The sequence below is a fragment of the Nonomuraea sp. B1E8 genome, assembly GCF_039871515.1.
Lineage (GTDB): Bacteria > Actinomycetota > Actinomycetes > Streptosporangiales > Streptosporangiaceae > Nonomuraea.
Map to the genome: position 1 here is coordinate 182442 of NZ_JBDPLS010000006.1, position 16481 is coordinate 198922.

A 16481-nucleotide genomic window follows, 5' to 3' on the forward strand; every position below is an offset into this window, starting at 1 on the left:
CGTACGATGACTCTGCACTTCGCCACACCCTGGGGCGAAACTGTCATCAGCCAGGCTGATACCCCTATCTGCGGGCAAACTTCGAACGCGCCATACCTTTCACCGGGGTTCAACTTGTTTTGTTGATGCGCTGTTGATTACCGTGCGAATGATGTGGGCGACGTGCCGCCTCCTGACCTGTTCTGGCGCAGCGAACCGTGCGAGGGGATCATCGTGGCTGACCTCGATCGCGAGGCGATGCGTGCCGTGGCGCAGCGGATCCAGCGGCTGTCCGACGAGCACTGGTGGTCGCTCGATCCGTCCTGCCGCCTGATGGAGAAGGACGCATGGGTGGGGCCGACGGGCGGCCGGTTCGATGCCCAGCTCCACGCCGACCAGCGCGAGCTGCGCGACCTGCTCAGGCAGGCCGTCCACAGCGCGAACCAGAAGCTGGCGTCCATCCAGGACAAGCCATGACCGAGTTCACCGGAGTCAAGCAGCCCGATTTCGACACGATGACGAGTAAGCACACCGAGGCGGCCAGGCGGCTGGAAGAACTGGCCCAGGCTCTGCACAGTGAACTTCGCAGCGCGGGGCTCGACACCTCACCGGCGGCGCGGCTGCGGCAGCTGGCCGGGCGAGTCACCACACAGGCCGAAGATCTACGGCGGCGGCAGAAACTCGTCCACGAGCTCCAACGGCAGCGGATCACTTTCGGCCGGAGCACGCCCGCCGGAAGCTTTCTCGAGATGCCCGACGGTTTGGAGGCGGCCAAAGGGTTGCTGGACGGCACGCTCGCCGGCCGCGCGGCGCTGAAGGCCGCGGACGGTGACTCCACGGCGCTGGCCGAGCTGGAGAAATACGCGTCAAGAGGAGGGGATGCGGAGTTCGTCAAGACGTTCCTCGGCGCGCTGGGTGCCCAGGGCCTGACGCGGCTCCCCGGCTCGCTCGCCGCCCAACTGCGCGACGCCAGAGCCCACGGCGACGCCAAACGCGTCGCTCAGCTCTCCAGCGATGGCGGCAAGGCGCTGCGCATGCTGAGCGCCGCCCTGGCCAAAGGAACGGATCCGAAGAATCCGGCATATGCGGGCGCCGGTTTCCTTCAGCAACTGGTGCAGCAGGGCCGGGCCCAGCACAAGACGGGCGGCACGACGTACTCCGGCTACCAGGCGCAGGCGCTCATCTGGCGAGCCCACGGCGGGAAGCCGCCCTACTCGAAGGAGTTCATGGAAACCGTCGGACGCGACGTTATCGTCTATGAGCACGAGGAGCGTAAGGACGAATGGGCGGCGAGCAGAGATTCTCTGGGCCGCTTCTTCGCAGGAACCCAGCTCCCCATCATCGACCTGGCCGGCGCGCTCGGCCTCGGCACCCTCCTGAGACCCGAAACCCATGCGAGGGCTCCGGGCGCCAAGGCCCAGTCGTCCTTGATCGACGACCTGTTCCACGCGGCCAAGTCCAGCCGGGAAGCGTCCCATGCCCTGCTGAACCACACTCCGCCCGGGTGGAAGGAATCCGTCCTGGACTACCTGCTGACCACCCGCTGGGAAGCCGCCCTCCACACGAAGGATCACGCGCCGTTCAACGACCTGCTGGTGACTGCGACCACCGGCCAGGACGCCACGTCCCAGAAGCTGGCAGCCGACATGACGAAGATCCTCTCCACCGAGATACGCGGCGCCTTCGGTAAGGCCGACAGCGGCAACCTGGAAATCAGGAACCGTGACATCTTTGATCGTTATACGGCCCTGAGCTATCCCCTGGCCCGCGCGATTTCGGCCAACATCGACGAACTCTCCCGGCTCTACCTGAACCACGCGACCTTCGGCCAGGTCAAGCCGCAAGATATGTCCTATGCGTTGCTGCTCGCCACCTCCAACGACGCCGGGTTCGAGGCACTGATACGCGCACAGACCGAACACATGCGCGCAGCACTCGACACCGTGCCTCCCGTGGGCCTCAACGCCTCCAACGCCGAACGACTCGGGTTCACCAAGGCAGACGTCAAGGAGTATGACTTCGACGGGGACGGACGGGTCGACAAGGCCGACATCAAGCAGTTTCTGACAGACCGAACCGTGGCGGAGGCCCGGCCCTTCAATCACATCGTGGAGACCCGCCGCCAGGTGCTGATCGCTCAGGGACTCGACGACAAAAAGGCGGACGAGGCCCTGAAGACCATGGTGGGCGACGCACTAGGACTGCTCCCGGTGCCGGGGGCCAAGCAGGTGGGCCAGTTGGCTACGGGCGCTTTCGGCGAACTGATCGGTAAGGGTTACGACAAGTTCGCCGGAGCCGCGTACGACGAGATTGCCAAACAAGCCGCCCACCGGATGTCCGGACATGGGCGGGGCCTGGACGAGACGCACCAGACCCTCGCGGACAATCGGAGAGCGGTTGAGAGGCTGGCGGAGCAGATGCTCGCCACCGCCATGCTGAATAAAGGCCTGCTTGACGGATTGGGCGCGGAAAGACATTCATTCGCGGCTGGGGATTTGCCGCGTATCAAGGCCTTCGCCGAGATGACTCCGCATGAATACAGCCAGTTCCTCATGTGGGCGCGCGAATCTGGAGGGAATAACGACCTACTCGATCGTTTCCGCATAACCTTCCGCAGTACCAGCGAAGTCGACGACTATCTCGACCTGCAGATCCCCTCCACTGGAGGTGGGCGATGAGCCGCTCCCGCTTGCCAATCGTTCTGGTCGCTCTCGCGGTGCTTGTCACAGCCTGCACTCAGAACGGTGACATCGTTCCCACTCCCAACCCAGCACCGCAGCCTGTCAAGGATTCCACACCATACGTCTGTAGGTTTATCCCTGAACAGGCATTTCGCCTGGTTAGTGGCATGAACGGCCCACTCGCCGAGAAGATGGACGGCGGTCAGCAGGACGGCGACTGCTGGGCACCAGATGTCACGCCTCGACCGTTGGAGGTGCGGTGGATGCAGGAGAGCGAAGGGATACATCGAGAGCAACTAGACTTCGTTCTAGACGATAGGCGTCAGGTTTATAGCAGGCATGGCGGAGTCACTCTTCCTCCTGACCTCGGCGACGGCCTTGCTGCATACCTGCCGGATACACCGTTCGCCGACCAACCGTACCGAGTTGTCGCAAAGTTCCGATGCGACGGAAAAGCGCAGCTAATGACCATCTACCTAGCGCAAGTCGCCAAGGGCAGGGATGGGATTAAGGATCTGATCGAGCTTATGCGTATCGCCCAACAGCGCTACAGCAAGGTGTACGGCTGCAAGCTCGCCACATAAGGGCCCGAGCCCCAGTGAAAGGGGCCCGGGCGGGTGGGTCAGCGGAAGGCGCGGTTGACGGCGGAGATGATGGCCTTGAGGGCGGCGGTTGTGGCGTTGGCGTCGACACCCACGCCCCACAGCACCTGGCCGTCCACGTCGCACTCCAGGTAGGAGGCGGCCTTGGCGTCGGCGCCGGCGCTCATCGCGTGCTCCACGTAGTCGAGGACCCGCGCCCGGATGCCGACCTGGGTGAGGGCGTCGATGAAGGCCGAGATCGGGCCGTTGCCCGTGCCGGTCACCTCGCGGATCTCGCCGTCGAGGCGGACGTCGGCGCTGATGCGGTCGTGTTCCTCCGTGGACTCGTGGCGGTGGGCCATGAGGCTGAGCCGGCCCCACCGGTTGGTGGGGTTGGGCAGGTATTCGTCGCGGAAGACGTCGTACATCGCGGCGGGGCTGATCTCGCCGCCCTCGGTGTCGGTGCGGGCCTGTACGACCTTGGAGAACTCGATCTGCAGCCGGCGCGGCAGGTCGAGCTGGTGGTCGGCCTTCATGATGTAGGCGACCCCGCCCTTGCCCGACTGGCTGTTGACCCGGATGACCGCCTCGTAGGTGCGGCCGATGTCCTTAGGGTCGATCGGGAGGTAGGGGACGGCCCAGGTGAAGTCGTCGACCGGCACGCCCGCCGCCACGGCGTCCTTTTCGAGGTGTTCGAAGCCCTTCTTGATGGCGTCCTGGTGGGAGCCGGAGAAGGCGGTGTAGACCAGCTCGCCGCCCCACGGGTGGCGCGGGTGGACGGGCAGCTGGTTGCAGTATTCGGTGACGCGGCGGACCTCGTCGATGTCGCTGAAGTCGATCTCGGGGTCGACGCCCTGGGAGAACAGGTTCATGCCCAACGTGACCAGGCAGACGTTGCCGGTGCGTTCGCCGTTGCCGAACAGGCAGCCTTCGATGCGGTCGGCGCCCGCCATGTAGCCCAGCTCGGCGGCGGCCACGGCGCTGCCGCGGTCGTTGTGCGGGTGGAGCGACAGGATGATCGAGTCGCGGCGCTTGAGGTTGCGGTGCATCCACTCGATCTGGTCGGCGTAGATGTTGGGCGTGGCCATCTCGACGGTGGCCGGCAGGTTGAGGATGGTCTTACGGTCGGGGGTGGGCTGCCACACCTCGGTGACCGCGTCGCACACTTCGACGGCGTATTCGAGCTCGGTGCCGGTGAACGATTCCGGGGAGTACTGGAAACGCACGTCGACGTCGGTCGCGTCGGCGAGCTTCTTCACCAGCTTGGCGCCCTCGACCGCGATGGCGGTGATGCCGTCTTTGTCCTGGCCGAAGACCACGCGACGCTGGAGGGTGGAGGTCGAGTTGTACAGGTGGACGATGGCCTGCTTGGCGCCCTCGATCGACTCGAAGGTGCGCTCGATCAGCTCGGGCCTGGCCTGGGTCAGCACCTGGATGACCACGTCGTCGGGGATGCGGTCCTCTTCGATGATCTGCCGGATGAAGTCGAAGTCGGTCTGCGAGGCGGCGGGGAAGCCCACCTCGATCTCCTTGTAGCCCATGCGTACCAGCAGCTCGAACATCTGGAGCTTGCGGTGTGGGTCCATCGGGTCGATCAGGGCCTGGTTGCCGTCGCGCAGGTCCACCGCGCACCAGCGGGGGGCCTTGGTGATGACCTGGTCGGGCCAGGTGCGGTCGCGCAGGCGTACGGGCTCGAACGGTTGGTAGCGATGGATGGGCATGGGGCTGGGTTGCTGGGCGGTCATGGCTGCTGCTCCTGATTGGGACGGAAGGAAGCGGCCGACGCGCACGACAGGCTCCGCGGCGAGGGAGCCGGCCTTAGAGGCCCCCGCCGCGGCAGCTAAGCAGGAGGCCGCGCAGCATGCCAACGACGGTACCAGACGTCTCGCCATGCGCCGTCCCGGGTCTCGGATGTTGAGAAGCGGGCCGGACGAGGCGTCGCATGTCCGGGGATGGGGTTGGAGGCGTCTGTCCGGAAAAGGGTCGTAGGTGTCAGTCCGGGATGAGGACGCTGAGGCAGGTCACGCAGCCTTCGAGTTTCTCGTACTCGGAAATATCAACGGTTGTCACGGCGAGTCCGCGCTGTTCGAGCATGGCGGCGGTCCGGGGCGCCGAAGCGGCCATCAGGACGCGGTCGCCGCCGAGCGGCACCACGTGCGCACCCGGCTCCTCCTCCGGCACGAGCAGATCGGGCAGGTCCACGTGCAGGGGATCTCCGATGAGCGTCCCGTCGGGCAGCGCGGTCACCCCCGACTTCAGGTGCAGCACGCCCCTCATCTTCACGGGCACGACCTCGCGTTCGGGGAGGAGGGCCGCCAGCTGCTCGATCCCCTGATCGTTGGTACGCGCCGACCTGCCGGCGTACAGGGTGGCGCCGGTCTGCAGCACGTCGCCCCCGTCGAGCGTGCCGGGGGCGGCGATCCTGACGGCCCTCAACCCCAGCTCGTGTACGGCCGCCGCCACGGAGTCCACCTCCGGCCGCCGCTCCGGCGCGCCGGGCCTGGTCAGCACCGCCAGCCGCCCCGACACCACCACCGTGTCCTCCACGAACGGAGCGTCGGGCAGGTCGTCGGCGGGCGGCACGTACACGGGTCGCCATCCGCCGGCCGCCAGGGCCTCGACGTAGGCGTCATGTTGCGCGAGGGCCCGCCGGTGGTCCACGGGTTCGCGTTCGATGTGGGTGACGATGCCTTCGGCGATTCGGGGACCGGGCTTCCTTACCAGCGCAATACCAGCCATAGGGCGTCTTCTATCACGGGGTGATTAGAGTCTTGGGCATGCGGGACGACGAGATTCTCACCAGGATCAGCGCTCTGGTCAGCGAGGAGCACAAGCTGCGCGGCAAGCTGACGGCGGGCGAGGTGACCACGGACGAGGAACAGGCGCGCATCAAGGAGCTGGAGATGGCCCTCGACCAGTGCTGGGACCTGCTGAGGCAGCGCCGGGCCAGGCGCAACGCGGGCGACGACCCCGACGACGCCGCGGCCAGGCCCGCGGGCGAGGTGGAGAACTACCGCCAGTAGGCGGCGGGAAAACCTGTCGCCGGGCCCGCCGCCGGTGCGCTTTGCTGACCTCATGCGGATCCAGCCGATCGACCTCGACGACCCTTCTGACGATCAGGTCGCGGGCCTCTACGACGCCTGTGTGGCCGCCGCCTCCGCCGACGACCCGGGCCCCCAGCCGCCGCTCCCCCGCTTCCGCAGGGACGTCTGCGCGCACAGCCCCGGCGAGCGGGCCGAGGTCTGGGTGGCCGTCGAGGACGGCGAGGTCGTCGGCGGCTACGGCCTGTCGCTCCCGCTGCTCGACAACACCCACCTCGGCACGATCTTCCCCTTCGCCGTCCGGCCCGGACACCAGCGGCGCGGGCTCGGGACGGAACTGTTCGGGCACCTGCTCGGCCGCCTGCGCCACCACGGCAGGCGGTTGCTGCTCGCGGAGACCACGGCCACCGGCTCCGGCGCCCGTTTCGCGCGCGCCCGCGGCATGGAGGTGGCGCTCGTCGAGGCCCGCCGCGTGCTCGACCTGCGCAAGGTGGACTGGGCAGCGCTCGAACGGATGGTCCCCGAGGTCGCCGGCTACCACGTCGAACGGTTCGCCGGGCCTGCGGGCCCCGAGCTGGTGCCCGACCTCGCCACGCTGATGGGCGGCATGAACGACGCCCCGCGCGACAGCGCCGTCGAGGACGTGATCTTCAGCCCGGAGCGCCTGCTGCACCGCGAGGAGGGCATCGTCCCCGGGGGCAGGACCTGCTACACCTCGATCGCCCGCCGCGACTCCGACGGCGCCCCGGCGGGCTACACGCGCATCTACCTCAACGCCGGCCGCTCCGACGGCTGGGCGGAGCAGGCCGACACGACGGTGCTCGGCGCGCACCGCGGGCACCGCCTCGGCCTGCTGCTCAAGCTGGGCAACCTGCTGTGGTTGCGCGAGCGCGAGCCGCACGTCGAACGCGTCATCACCTGGAACGCCACCAGCAACAGCCACATGCTCGCCATCAACGAGGCCATGGGGTTCGAGCTCTTCGACGAATGGAACGAGTGGCGCATGGAGGTGTAGGCGCGCATGGATCATCCGGCGCGCGGGGAGCTAACCTGACCCACTATGACCATGGAGGCGCTGAGAGACGGAGACCCCAGGCAGGTGGGCCCGTACACCCTCCTGGGCCGGCTCGGCGAGGGCGGCATGGGCGTCGTCTACCTGGGCCGCTCCCCCGACGGCACGCAGGTGGCCGTCAAGCTGATCCACGCCAGGCTGGACGCGCACGCCGGCTTCAGGCGCCGCTTCGCCCGCGAGGTGGCCGCCGCCAGGCGGGTCGCCAGGTTCTGCACCGCGCCCGTCCTCGACGCGGACGTCCAGGGTGATGTGGCCTACCTGGTCACCGAATATGTCGAGGGTCCCAGCCTCGATGACGTCGTCCGTTCCTCGGGGCCGCTCAAGGGCTCGGCTCTCGACGGGCTGGCCGCCTCGATGGCCATGGCCCTGCGCGCCATCCACGGGGCGGGGGTGGTGCATCGTGACCTCAAACCGTCGAACGTGCTGCTGTCGCAGGTGGGACCCAAGGTCATCGACTTCGGCATCGCGCAGCTCGCGGACGCGGAGATGAGCAGCGCGATCGTGGGGACGCCGTCGTACATGTCGCCCGAGCAGGTGTCGGGCGTCACCATCGGGCCGCCGTCGGACATCTTCTCGTGGGGCTGTACGGTCGCCTTCGCCGCCGGGGGCGTGCCGCCGTTCGGGTCGGGCTCGGTGCCGACGGTTCTGCTGCGCATCGTCAACGAACCCCCCGACCTGCGCGGGCTCACGGGGTCGCTGCGGGACCTGGTGGTGGCGTCGCTGGTCAAGAACCCCGCTGAACGCCCCACCGCCCAGGATCTGATGGACGGCCTCAGCACCTCGGCCGTGCCGGGTCCCGGCGCCTCGGGCTCCGGGCCGAGCACCACCAGCGGCCCTGGCACGCCGGTCCCAGGAGGGGATGTCGCAGGGACGGGCGGGGAAGGCGGCACGGGCGCGGGCTCAGGAGACGGGCGGCCCACCGCTCCGGATGACACCGCCGGGCCGACCAAGGGTCCAGAAGGTCGCGACAGTGTCGGAGGGTCGGCAGGCCCGGGTGAGGACGGGCACGACGGTCCGGGGGATCGGCGCGGTCCGGAAGGGGCGGGGAGTGGTGGGCCGGGGAAGGTCCCGAGGCGTGGGGTGTCGAGGCTCGCGGCGGCGGGCGGGTCCAGCGCAAGCTGATGGCGGCCGCCGCGGCCGTGGTCGTGGCGGTGGCCGGGGTGTCGGCGGCGCTCATGTGGCGTGACGAAGGCACCTCGGGCAGCACGACGGCGTACGAAGCCACCGCCACCGCCGGGCAGAGCGGCACCACAGGTCAGGACGCGACCCGGCCGGCGGGCACAACCCGCAACCCCCTCATGGCCCAGGGCAAGGTGCCGCTCTACTCCCCGCCCGAGCCGAACGCGCGCAGGCAGGCGGCGCTGTGGAAGAAGGATCGCCCCGAGGACGCGGAGCTGATGAGCAGGCTGGCCGCGGTCCCCCACGCCATCCGGCTCAACCAGCCCGAGGTCAGGTCGAAGGTGGACGACACGATCGCGGCGGCCGGGAAGGAGGGCGGTGTCCCGGTGTTCCTGATCAACTCCATGCCGGGGAGCGACTGCCTGCCGGTCGAGCCCGAGGAGATGGCCGCGTACCAGGAGTGGATCAAGGGCATCGCCCGCCAGATCGGCCAGGCCAGGGCGGTGGTCATCCTGGAGCCGTCCAGCCTGGTCACGTTGCCGGGGACGGAGAAGTGCGACGCGGACGGCTCCCCCGAGCAGCGTTACCGGGACCTCAGGCAGGCCGTACGGAGCCTGAAGTCCAGCCCCCGCACGGCGGTCTACCTCGACGGCAGCCAGAACTACTGGCCGGGCACCGACGTCATGGCGCGGCGGCTGATCGGGGCGGGGGTCGAGGAGGCGGACGGGTTCTTCGTCAACTCGGCCGGCTACCAGCGTACTGAGAAGAGCGTCGAGTACGGCAAGGCGCTGTCGGCCTGCGTCAGCGTCCAGCTGACGACGGGCCGCGACGAGTGCCCGCAGGACGCGCCCGTGGACCGGTCGAGGATGCCGCACTTCGTGATCGACACCGCCAGGAACGGCCAGGGCTCGTGGAGGCCGCAGGAGAAGAAGTACGAGGACCCGCAGGTGTGGTGCAACCCTCCGGGCAGGGGCGTCGGCCCGCGGCCCACCACGGAGACGGGCGAGGAGCTGGTCGACGCGTACCTGTGGATCGCGCGGGCGGGCGAGTCGAGCGGCCGGTGCAGGCGTGGCACGAGCGGCGAGAAGGATCCCGAGCGCGGTGTCGTGTCGCCGGAGGGCGGCCAGTGGTGGGCCGACCTGGCGCTGGAACGGGCGAAGAACGCGAATCCGCCGCTGAAGTGAGCGCGTGCCAGGAGATATCAACATGAATTCCCGTGGCCCGGTCCACCAGAATGGGGATTGTGACCGTACGCCTGCGCATCGCCACTGAGCTGAGGATGTTCCTGCCGGTGAGCCGGCGACACGAGTGGCAGGAGGTCGCCCCCGACGGCACCTCCACGCTGGGGCACCACGTCGAGTCGATCGGCATCCCGCTGACGGAGGTCGGCCCGATGATCGTGGCCGGCGCCCGGGGCGTGCCGCCGTCCTACCAGCCCGCGCCCGGCGACGTGGTGGAGGTGCTCCCGGTGCCGCGCCCGCAGCGGTTGCCCGGAGAGCCGCGGTTCCTGCTGGACGTTCATCTGGGCACGCTGGCGCGGCGGCTGCGGCTGCTCGGCATCGACGCCGCCTACCACAACGACATGGACGATCCGGCTCTGGTGGTGCAGGCGAACGAGGAGCGGCGGGTGCTGCTCACACAGGACCGCGGCCTGCTGCGCCGCCGCGCGCTGTGGCTGGGCGCGTACGTCCGCGGCTCGCGGCCCACCGACCAGCTCCGTGACCTGCTGGAGCGCTTCGCGCCGCCGCTGCGCCCGTGGACCCGCTGCACGGCGTGCAACGGCGAGCTGGAGCAGGTGGCCAAGGTCGAGATCGAGCGGCTGCTGGCGGCCGGCACGCGACGCAGCTACGACGCCTACGGCCGGTGCGGCAGGTGCGGCCAGGTCTACTGGCACGGCGCGCACAGCGGCCATCTGGAGGAGATCGTGCGCACGGCCCGAGCCTGGGCGTCCTGACACCGCCGCGGTGTGCCATCCTGATCGACATCTCTCCTCGGAAGCTCGAAGGCTCGAAGGAAGGGTCGTGTGGACTTTCGCATCATGGGGCCGCTCGAGGTGGCCGACGGCGAGCGGGATCTGACGCCCACGACGCCCAAGCTCCGCGATCTGCTGGCCGTGTTCCTGCTCAACGCCGGTCGCCCGCTGACCGTCGAGCGGCTGCGGCGGCTGTTGTGGCCTCGCGAGGGAGGTGACCGCTCCGACTCTCTGATCCGCGGCTACGTGGGCCGGCTCAGGCAGCTGCTCGGGAAAGACGTGATCGGCACCGTGTCGGGGTCGTACGTGCTGGCCGTCGGCGACGGCGGGCTCGACGTCGACCGGTTCCGGTTACTGGTCGGCAAGGGCGCCTACGAGGAGGCGCTGGAGTTGTGGCGGGGCGAGGTCCTGGAGGACGTCGACCCCGAGGGCGAGCGGTGGTCGGAGACGCGCCGGCTGCGCGAGGAGCTCGGCGAGCTGCGGCTGCTCGCCCTGGAGCGCAGGCTGCAGGCCGATCTGGACGCGGGCCGCCATCGCGAGCTGCTGGCCGAACTGCGCCGGCTGACCCGGCAACATCCGACGTGGCAGCGCTTCCGCGGCCAGTACATGCTGGCCCTCTACCGCAGCGGCCGCCGCGTGGACGCGCTGGCCGCGTACGCGGTGCTGCGCGACCAGCTCGACGGCGGCCACGCGATCGAGCCCGACCCGGAGTTGCAGCTGCTCTACCACCGCATGTTGTACGACGACGCGTCGCTGCACGTGTCGGCGGGCCCGCCGGTGTTGCTGCCGCCCGACGTGGCGGGTTTCACGGGACGGGCCGCCCTGCTCGGCCAGGTGATCGGCGGCCAGGTCGTGGTGCACGGCCAGGCGGGTGCGGGCAAGTCGGCGCTGGCCGTGCACGCGGCCTGGCGGGAGCGCGAGAGTTTCCCCGACGGCATCCTGTACGCCGACCTGCGCGAGACGACGGCGCCGGCGGCGGTGCTGGAGGACTTCCTGCGCTGGCTGGGCTGCCCGGCCCAGGCGATCCCCGCGTCGCTGGAGCAGCGTGAACGGCTCTTCCGCACGTACGCGGCCGGCCGCGGGCTGCTGGTGCTGCTGGACAACGCGGCGGCCGAGGCCCAGGTGCGGCCGCTGCTGACGTCCTGCCCGACGGTCGTGACCAGCCGTTCCTCGCTCGGCGGGCTGACCGGGGCGCGGCGGTTGTCCGTCGGCGTGCTGGACGACGGGGAGGCGCTCGACCTGCTCGCGCGGTGTTCCGGCCGTGCGGCGAACGACGCCATGCGCAGGCTGGCGCGGTTCTGCGGCGGGCTGCCGATCGCGCTGCGCATCGCCGGCTCCCGGCTGGCGGCCAGGCCGGAGTGGACCGTCGACTATCTGGTGCGCCTGCTGGAGGACGAGCACGAGCGGCTCGACCGGCTGCACGCGGGCGACCAGACGGTGCGCAGCGTGCTCGCGATCGGCTTCGACGGGCTGCCGGAGCCGGCCCGGCTGACGTTGCGCGGGCTCGGCGCGCTGGCGGCGCCCGACTTCGCCGACTGGGTGACCGAGCATCTCGGCGGGCAGGCCGAGACGCTGGTGGACGCGGGCCTGCTGGAGACGTACGGGGTCGACGTGGCGGGCCAAGTTCGCTACCGGATGCACGACCTGACCAGGTTGTTCGCCCGCGAGCAGCCCGTCCCCGGGGTGCTGGCGAGGCTGGCGGCGGTGGTGCTGGACAGGGTGCGGGCCTCGCGGTTCTCCCTGGTGTCGGGCGACCCGGCGACGGCCGTGGCCACCCGGGACATCAGGGAGTCGGTCGAATGGCTGGCAGCCGAGCGGGCGTTCCTGGTGAGCCTGGTCGCCGACCTGCACGCGGCGGGGCTCGACGACGAGTGCTGGCGGCTGGCGCACCTGCTGGGGCCCTTCCTCGAACGCCACCGCTACCTCGACGACTGGCGGGCCGTGACCGGGCCGGCGCTGGAGTCGGCGCGGCGGTCGGCCGACGACGAGGGCGAGGCGCTGATCCTGCTGGATCTGGGCGACCTGCATCTGGCCGAGCGGGAGTGGGAGCGCGCGTACGAGCGGCTGCGGCTCGCGCTGGACATGGTCAGGCGGCAGGGCCGCGCGCGCGACGTCAACCACGCCGTACGCCGGCTGGCCCGCGTCCACCTGGAGCTGGGCCGGCTGGAAGAGGCCGAGCGGGCGCTGCGCGCCTGCCTGAAGGAGGCCGGCAACGAGCGCGACACGGCCGACGCCGAGCGGGTGCTGGGCGCGGTGCTGCGCCGCGCCGGCCGGCTGGACGAGGCCGGCGAGTTGCTGGCGGCCGCCGTCGGGCGCCTGGCGGAGCTGGGCGACCGGCACCGGCAGGCCGACACCCTGCTCGACCTGTCGGCGGTACGCCTGGCGCAGGCCGCCAAACCGGCCGCCAGGGCCGCCGCCCAGCAGGCCAGAGGCATCGCCGTACGCCTCGGCGACCGCCTGCTCGACGCGCACGCGCTGCTGGCCCTGGCCCGGGTCAACCGGTCGGAGGGCGCGACCGGGCGGGCGCGCGAGCTGGCCGGGGCGGCGCTGGAGGTCTTCGAGGCGACCGGCGACCGGCAGGCCGCCGCGAACACCCGGACGTTCCTGGCGCAGACTCCGCGGTGACGTCCCCAGCGACGCCCTCAGTGACGCCCTCAGTGACACCGCAGTGAGCCGCGGGCCTCACACGGCCAGCAGGCGCCGCACGTCCGCGCGGCGCAGGTCCTCGGCCCTTCGTGACCCGGCGAGATTTCCCGGGAAGATCCCCCGTGTTAGGAGGCGATTGCCGGACGTTCACAAGCGCACTTATCCCGACATACGGCGCTTCAGCGCGAGGGCGAAACCGACTCGACATCACGCGGCAACACCCAGGAAACGGCCGGTTCTTATGGTCCGGCCATGAGGCTGACCTCACACGAGCAGGAGCGGCTGCTCATCCACGTCGCCGCCGGGGTGGCGCGCGAGCGGCGGGCCAGGGGCCTGCGGCTCAACCACCCCGAGGCCACCGCCGTCATCGCGTCGTTCCTCATGGAGGGCGCCAGAGACGGGCGCAGCGTCGCCGACCTGATGGAGGCCGGGCGGTCGGTGCTCGACCGTGCCGACGTCATGGACGGCGTGCCGGAGATGCTGGAGAGCGTGCAGATCGAGGCCACGTTCCCCGACGGCACGAAGCTGGTCACCGTGCACAGGCCGATCCCGTGATCCCGGGCGAGTACACCCATCCCGAGGGCGCGATCGAGCTCAACCCGGGGCGCGAGCGGGTGACGGTGCGGGTGGTCAACACCGCCGACCGGCCGGTGCAGGTGGGCTCCCACTATCATTTCGCGGCCGCCAACCCGGGGCTGGAGTTCGACAGGAAGGCGGCCTGGGGGATGCGACTCGACGTGCCGTCGGGGACGGCGGTGAGGTTCGAGCCCGGCGTCGAGCGCGATGTGACGCTGGTGCCGATCGCGGGCCGCCGGGTCGTGCCGGGCCTGCGGCAGGAGTGGGCGGGGCCGCTCGATGGGTGACATCGCGCGTGCCCGCTACGCGGCACTCTACGGGCCCACCACCGGCGACCGGATCCGGCTGGCCGACACCGACCTGTTCATCGAGGTCACCGAGGACCGCGCGATGGGCCCCACGGGGGCGGGCGAGGAGGCCGTCTTCGGCGGCGGCAAGGTCATCCGCGAGTCGATGGGCCAGGCGCGGACCACCCGCGCGGAGGGCGCGGCCGACCTGGTCATCACCGGCGCGGTCATCCTCGACCACTGGGGTGTGGTGAAGGCCGACGTCGGAGTTCGCGACGGCCGCGTGTACGCCATCGGCAAGGCCGGCAACCCCGACACGATGGACGGCGTCGACCTGGTCATCGGGCCGTCCACGGAGGTGCTGGCGGGCAACGGCAGGATCCTCACCGCCGGGGCCGTCGACTCTCACGTCCACCTCATCTGCCCGCAACTCCTCGACGAGGCCGTCGCGTCCGGGGTCACCACGATCGTCGGAGGCGGCACGGGACCCGTCGAGGGCACCAAGGCCACGACCGTCACCGGGGCCTGGTATCTCGGCCGGATGCTGGAGTCGCTCGACGCGTACCCGTTGAACTTCGCGCTGCTCGGCAAGGGGAACACGGTCAGCGCCGAAGGGCTGCGCGAGCAGCTCGCGGCCGGGGCCTCCGGCTTCAAGCTGCACGAGGACTGGGGATCCACGCCCGCCGCCATCGACGTCTGCCTGAGCGTGGCCGACGCGGCGGGCGTGCAGGTGACGCTGCACACCGACACGCTGAACGAGGCCGGGTTCGTCGAGTCGACGCTCAAGGCCATCGGCGACCGCACGATCCACGCGTACCACACGGAAGGGGCGGGCGGCGGGCACGCGCCCGACATCATCCGCGTGGCCGGTCAGGCCAACATCCTGCCGTCCTCCACCAACCCCACCCGGCCGCACACCGCCAACACGCTCGACGAGCACCTCGACATGCTGATGGTCTGCCACCATCTCAACCCGTCGATCCCCGAGGACCTGGCCTTCGCCGAGTCGCGCATCCGGCCCGCGACGATGGCGGCCGAGGACGTGCTGCACGACCTCGGGGCGATCTCGATGATCGGTTCCGACTCGCAGGCGATGGGCCGGATCGGGGAGACGATCATCCGTACGTGGCAGACGGCCCACGTGATGAAGGGGCGGCGGGGGGCGCTCGGCGGAGGGCCTGCGGACAATCCGCGGGCGCAGCGCTATGTCGCGAAATATACGATATGTCCGGCCATCGCCCATGGACTGGACGCCGAGCTCGGCTCCGTCGAGCCCGGCAAGCTCGCCGATCTCGTGCTGTGGAGCCCCGCGTTCTTCGGGGTCAAGCCCGACCTGGTACTGAAGGGCGGCGTCGTGGCGTGGGCGCAGATGGGCGACGCCAACGCCTCCATCCCCACGCCCCAGCCGGTGCTGCCCCGTCCCATGTTCGGCGCTTCGCCGGTCACCGCCGCCGCCACCTCGCTCCACTTCGTCGCGCCCGCGGCCCTGGACGCGGGCCTCGCCGGCCGTCTCGCGGTACGCCGCCGCCTGGCCCCCGTCCAGGACGTACGCCGGCGCGGCAAGTCCGCGATGCCCCTCAACGACGCCCTGCCGAGGATCGAGGTCGCGCCCGACACGTTCGAGGTCCGCGTCGACGGCGAGCTCATCGAGCCCGCCCCGGCCGCCCGCCTGCCCATGGCCCAGCGGTACTTCCTCTTCTGATGCACCCCGCCCTGCTGCTCCTCACCGACTCCCGCCTCCCGGCCGGCGGCCACGCCCACTCGGGCGGCGCCGAACAGGCCATCGCCTCGGGGGCGGTGCACGACGTGCCCTCACTCGCGCGCTTCCTGCGCGGCCGCCTCCACACGGCGGGCGCGCTCGCGGCCGCCCTCACCGCCGCCGCCTGCGCCCAGGCCGCCGGTACGCCGCCCGCCACCGCCCTGCCACCCGGGCTCCTGGCCGGGGGTGATGCGGGCCCGTGGGCAGTGCTCGACAGGGAGGTCGACGCCAGGACCGCCGCACCCGCCCAGCGGGACGCCTCCAGGACGCAGGGCAGGCTGCTGCTCAGGGTCGCCCGGCGGGTGTGGCCGTCGCCGGTGCTCGACGAGCTGGCGCGGGCCGTACCGCAGCCGCATCATCCGGTCGCGCTCGGGGCGGCGGCGCACGCGGCGGGAGCGGCACCGGGGGACGCGGCGCTGGCGGCGGCGTACCACGCGGTCAGCGGCCCGGCCACGGCGGCGGTCCGCCTGCTCGGCCTGGATCCGGTCGCCGTGCACGGCCTGCTGGCCGGCCTCACGCCGGAGGTGTCCGCCGTGGCCGCCGACGCCCGCACGGCCGTCACGCCCGAGCACCCCGGCCCCACCACCCCGCGCGCCCATCCCGATGACGCGCACGCACCCCCGCGGCCCGGCCGACCGGACGCGAGCGCGCAGCTCGGCGGCGCCCAGGTGCGCTGGGCGGCGTTGCCCGCGCACTCGGCGCCCGCCCTCGATCTTCTGGCCGAGCGGCATGCCCGGGCCGGGATCAGGTTGTTCGTCTCCTAGGAAA

The 16481-nt window shown here is 70.7% G+C and carries 15 protein-coding genes; 13 read left to right on the forward strand and 2 right to left on the reverse strand.

What is annotated here, in order from left to right; all coding sequences use genetic code 11:
• The first annotated feature begins 213 nt into the window (after nt 1-213).
• The 3 genes from ABGA98_RS21500 (at nt 214) to ABGA98_RS21510 (ending at nt 3244) form a co-directional block, all read left to right on the forward strand.
• Complete coding sequence (locus ABGA98_RS21500) at nt 214-456, forward strand: hypothetical protein (RefSeq protein ID WP_347620146.1); 243 nt, start codon at nt 214-216, stop codon at nt 454-456.
• Entirely contained in the window at nt 453-2657 is a 2205-nt protein-coding gene (locus tag ABGA98_RS21505) for a hypothetical protein (RefSeq protein WP_347620147.1), read from the forward strand. The genes ABGA98_RS21500 and ABGA98_RS21505 overlap by 4 nt, the downstream gene beginning before the upstream one ends.
• A gap of 170 nt (nt 2658-2827) precedes the next feature.
• Nucleotides 2828-3244 (forward strand): hypothetical protein, encoded by a 417-nt coding sequence (locus ABGA98_RS21510; RefSeq protein WP_347620148.1) that lies wholly within the window; start codon nt 2828-2830, stop codon nt 3242-3244.
• A gap of 38 nt (nt 3245-3282) precedes the next feature.
• Here ABGA98_RS21510 and leuA read toward each other — a convergent pair whose 3' ends face one another.
• A complete protein-coding gene (gene leuA, locus ABGA98_RS21515) occupies nt 3283-4986 on the reverse strand; it encodes a 2-isopropylmalate synthase (protein ID WP_347620149.1) in 1704 nt (567 codons plus the stop codon).
• Nucleotides 4987-5233: 247 nt separating this feature from the next.
• Nucleotides 5234-5980 carry a dimethylargininase gene (gene ddaH / locus ABGA98_RS21520; RefSeq protein ID WP_347620150.1) on the reverse strand — a complete coding sequence of 249 codons (747 nt, stop codon included), beginning with the start codon at nt 5978-5980 and terminating at the stop codon, nt 5234-5236.
• Nucleotides 5981-6018: 38 nt separating this feature from the next.
• Between ddaH and ABGA98_RS21525 the strand changes: the two genes are divergently transcribed.
• The 10 genes from ABGA98_RS21525 (at nt 6019) to ABGA98_RS21570 (ending at nt 16477) form a co-directional block, all read left to right on the forward strand.
• Nucleotides 6019-6264, forward strand: a complete 246-nt coding sequence (locus ABGA98_RS21525; RefSeq protein WP_347620151.1) for a DUF2630 family protein — start codon at nt 6019-6021, stop codon at nt 6262-6264.
• Nucleotides 6265-6316: 52 nt separating this feature from the next.
• Entirely contained in the window at nt 6317-7297 is a 981-nt protein-coding gene (locus ABGA98_RS21530) for a GNAT family N-acetyltransferase (protein WP_347620152.1), read from the forward strand.
• A 45-nt stretch (nt 7298-7342) separates the two neighbouring features.
• Complete coding sequence (locus ABGA98_RS21535; RefSeq protein WP_347620153.1) at nt 7343-8476, forward strand: protein kinase; 1134 nt, start codon at nt 7343-7345, stop codon at nt 8474-8476.
• Nucleotides 8476-9657 carry a glycoside hydrolase family 6 protein gene (locus ABGA98_RS21540; protein WP_347620154.1) on the forward strand — a complete coding sequence of 394 codons (1182 nt, stop codon included), beginning with the start codon at nt 8476-8478 and terminating at the stop codon, nt 9655-9657. The genes ABGA98_RS21535 and ABGA98_RS21540 overlap by 1 nt, the downstream gene beginning before the upstream one ends.
• A gap of 50 nt (nt 9658-9707) precedes the next feature.
• Entirely contained in the window at nt 9708-10427 is a 720-nt protein-coding gene (locus ABGA98_RS21545; RefSeq protein WP_347620155.1) for a Mut7-C RNAse domain-containing protein, read from the forward strand.
• 69 nt (nt 10428-10496) lie between these two features.
• On the forward strand, nt 10497-13070 hold the full coding sequence (locus ABGA98_RS21550) for a BTAD domain-containing putative transcriptional regulator (protein ID WP_347620156.1): 2574 nt from the start codon (nt 10497-10499) through the stop codon (nt 13068-13070).
• Between the two features lie 273 nt (nt 13071-13343).
• On the forward strand, nt 13344-13646 hold the full coding sequence (locus ABGA98_RS21555) for an urease subunit gamma (protein ID WP_347620157.1): 303 nt from the start codon (nt 13344-13346) through the stop codon (nt 13644-13646).
• Complete coding sequence (locus tag ABGA98_RS21560; RefSeq protein WP_347620158.1) at nt 13643-13954, forward strand: urease subunit beta; 312 nt, start codon at nt 13643-13645, stop codon at nt 13952-13954. Before ABGA98_RS21555 ends, ABGA98_RS21560 begins: the two co-directional genes overlap by 4 nt.
• A complete protein-coding gene (locus tag ABGA98_RS21565; protein WP_347620159.1) occupies nt 13947-15656 on the forward strand; it encodes an urease subunit alpha in 1710 nt (569 codons plus the stop codon). Before ABGA98_RS21560 ends, ABGA98_RS21565 begins: the two co-directional genes overlap by 8 nt.
• Nucleotides 15656-16477 (forward strand): urease accessory UreF family protein, encoded by an 822-nt coding sequence (locus ABGA98_RS21570; RefSeq protein WP_347620160.1) that lies wholly within the window; start codon nt 15656-15658, stop codon nt 16475-16477. Before ABGA98_RS21565 ends, ABGA98_RS21570 begins: the two co-directional genes overlap by 1 nt.
• Nucleotides 16478-16481: the final 4 nt, after the last annotated feature.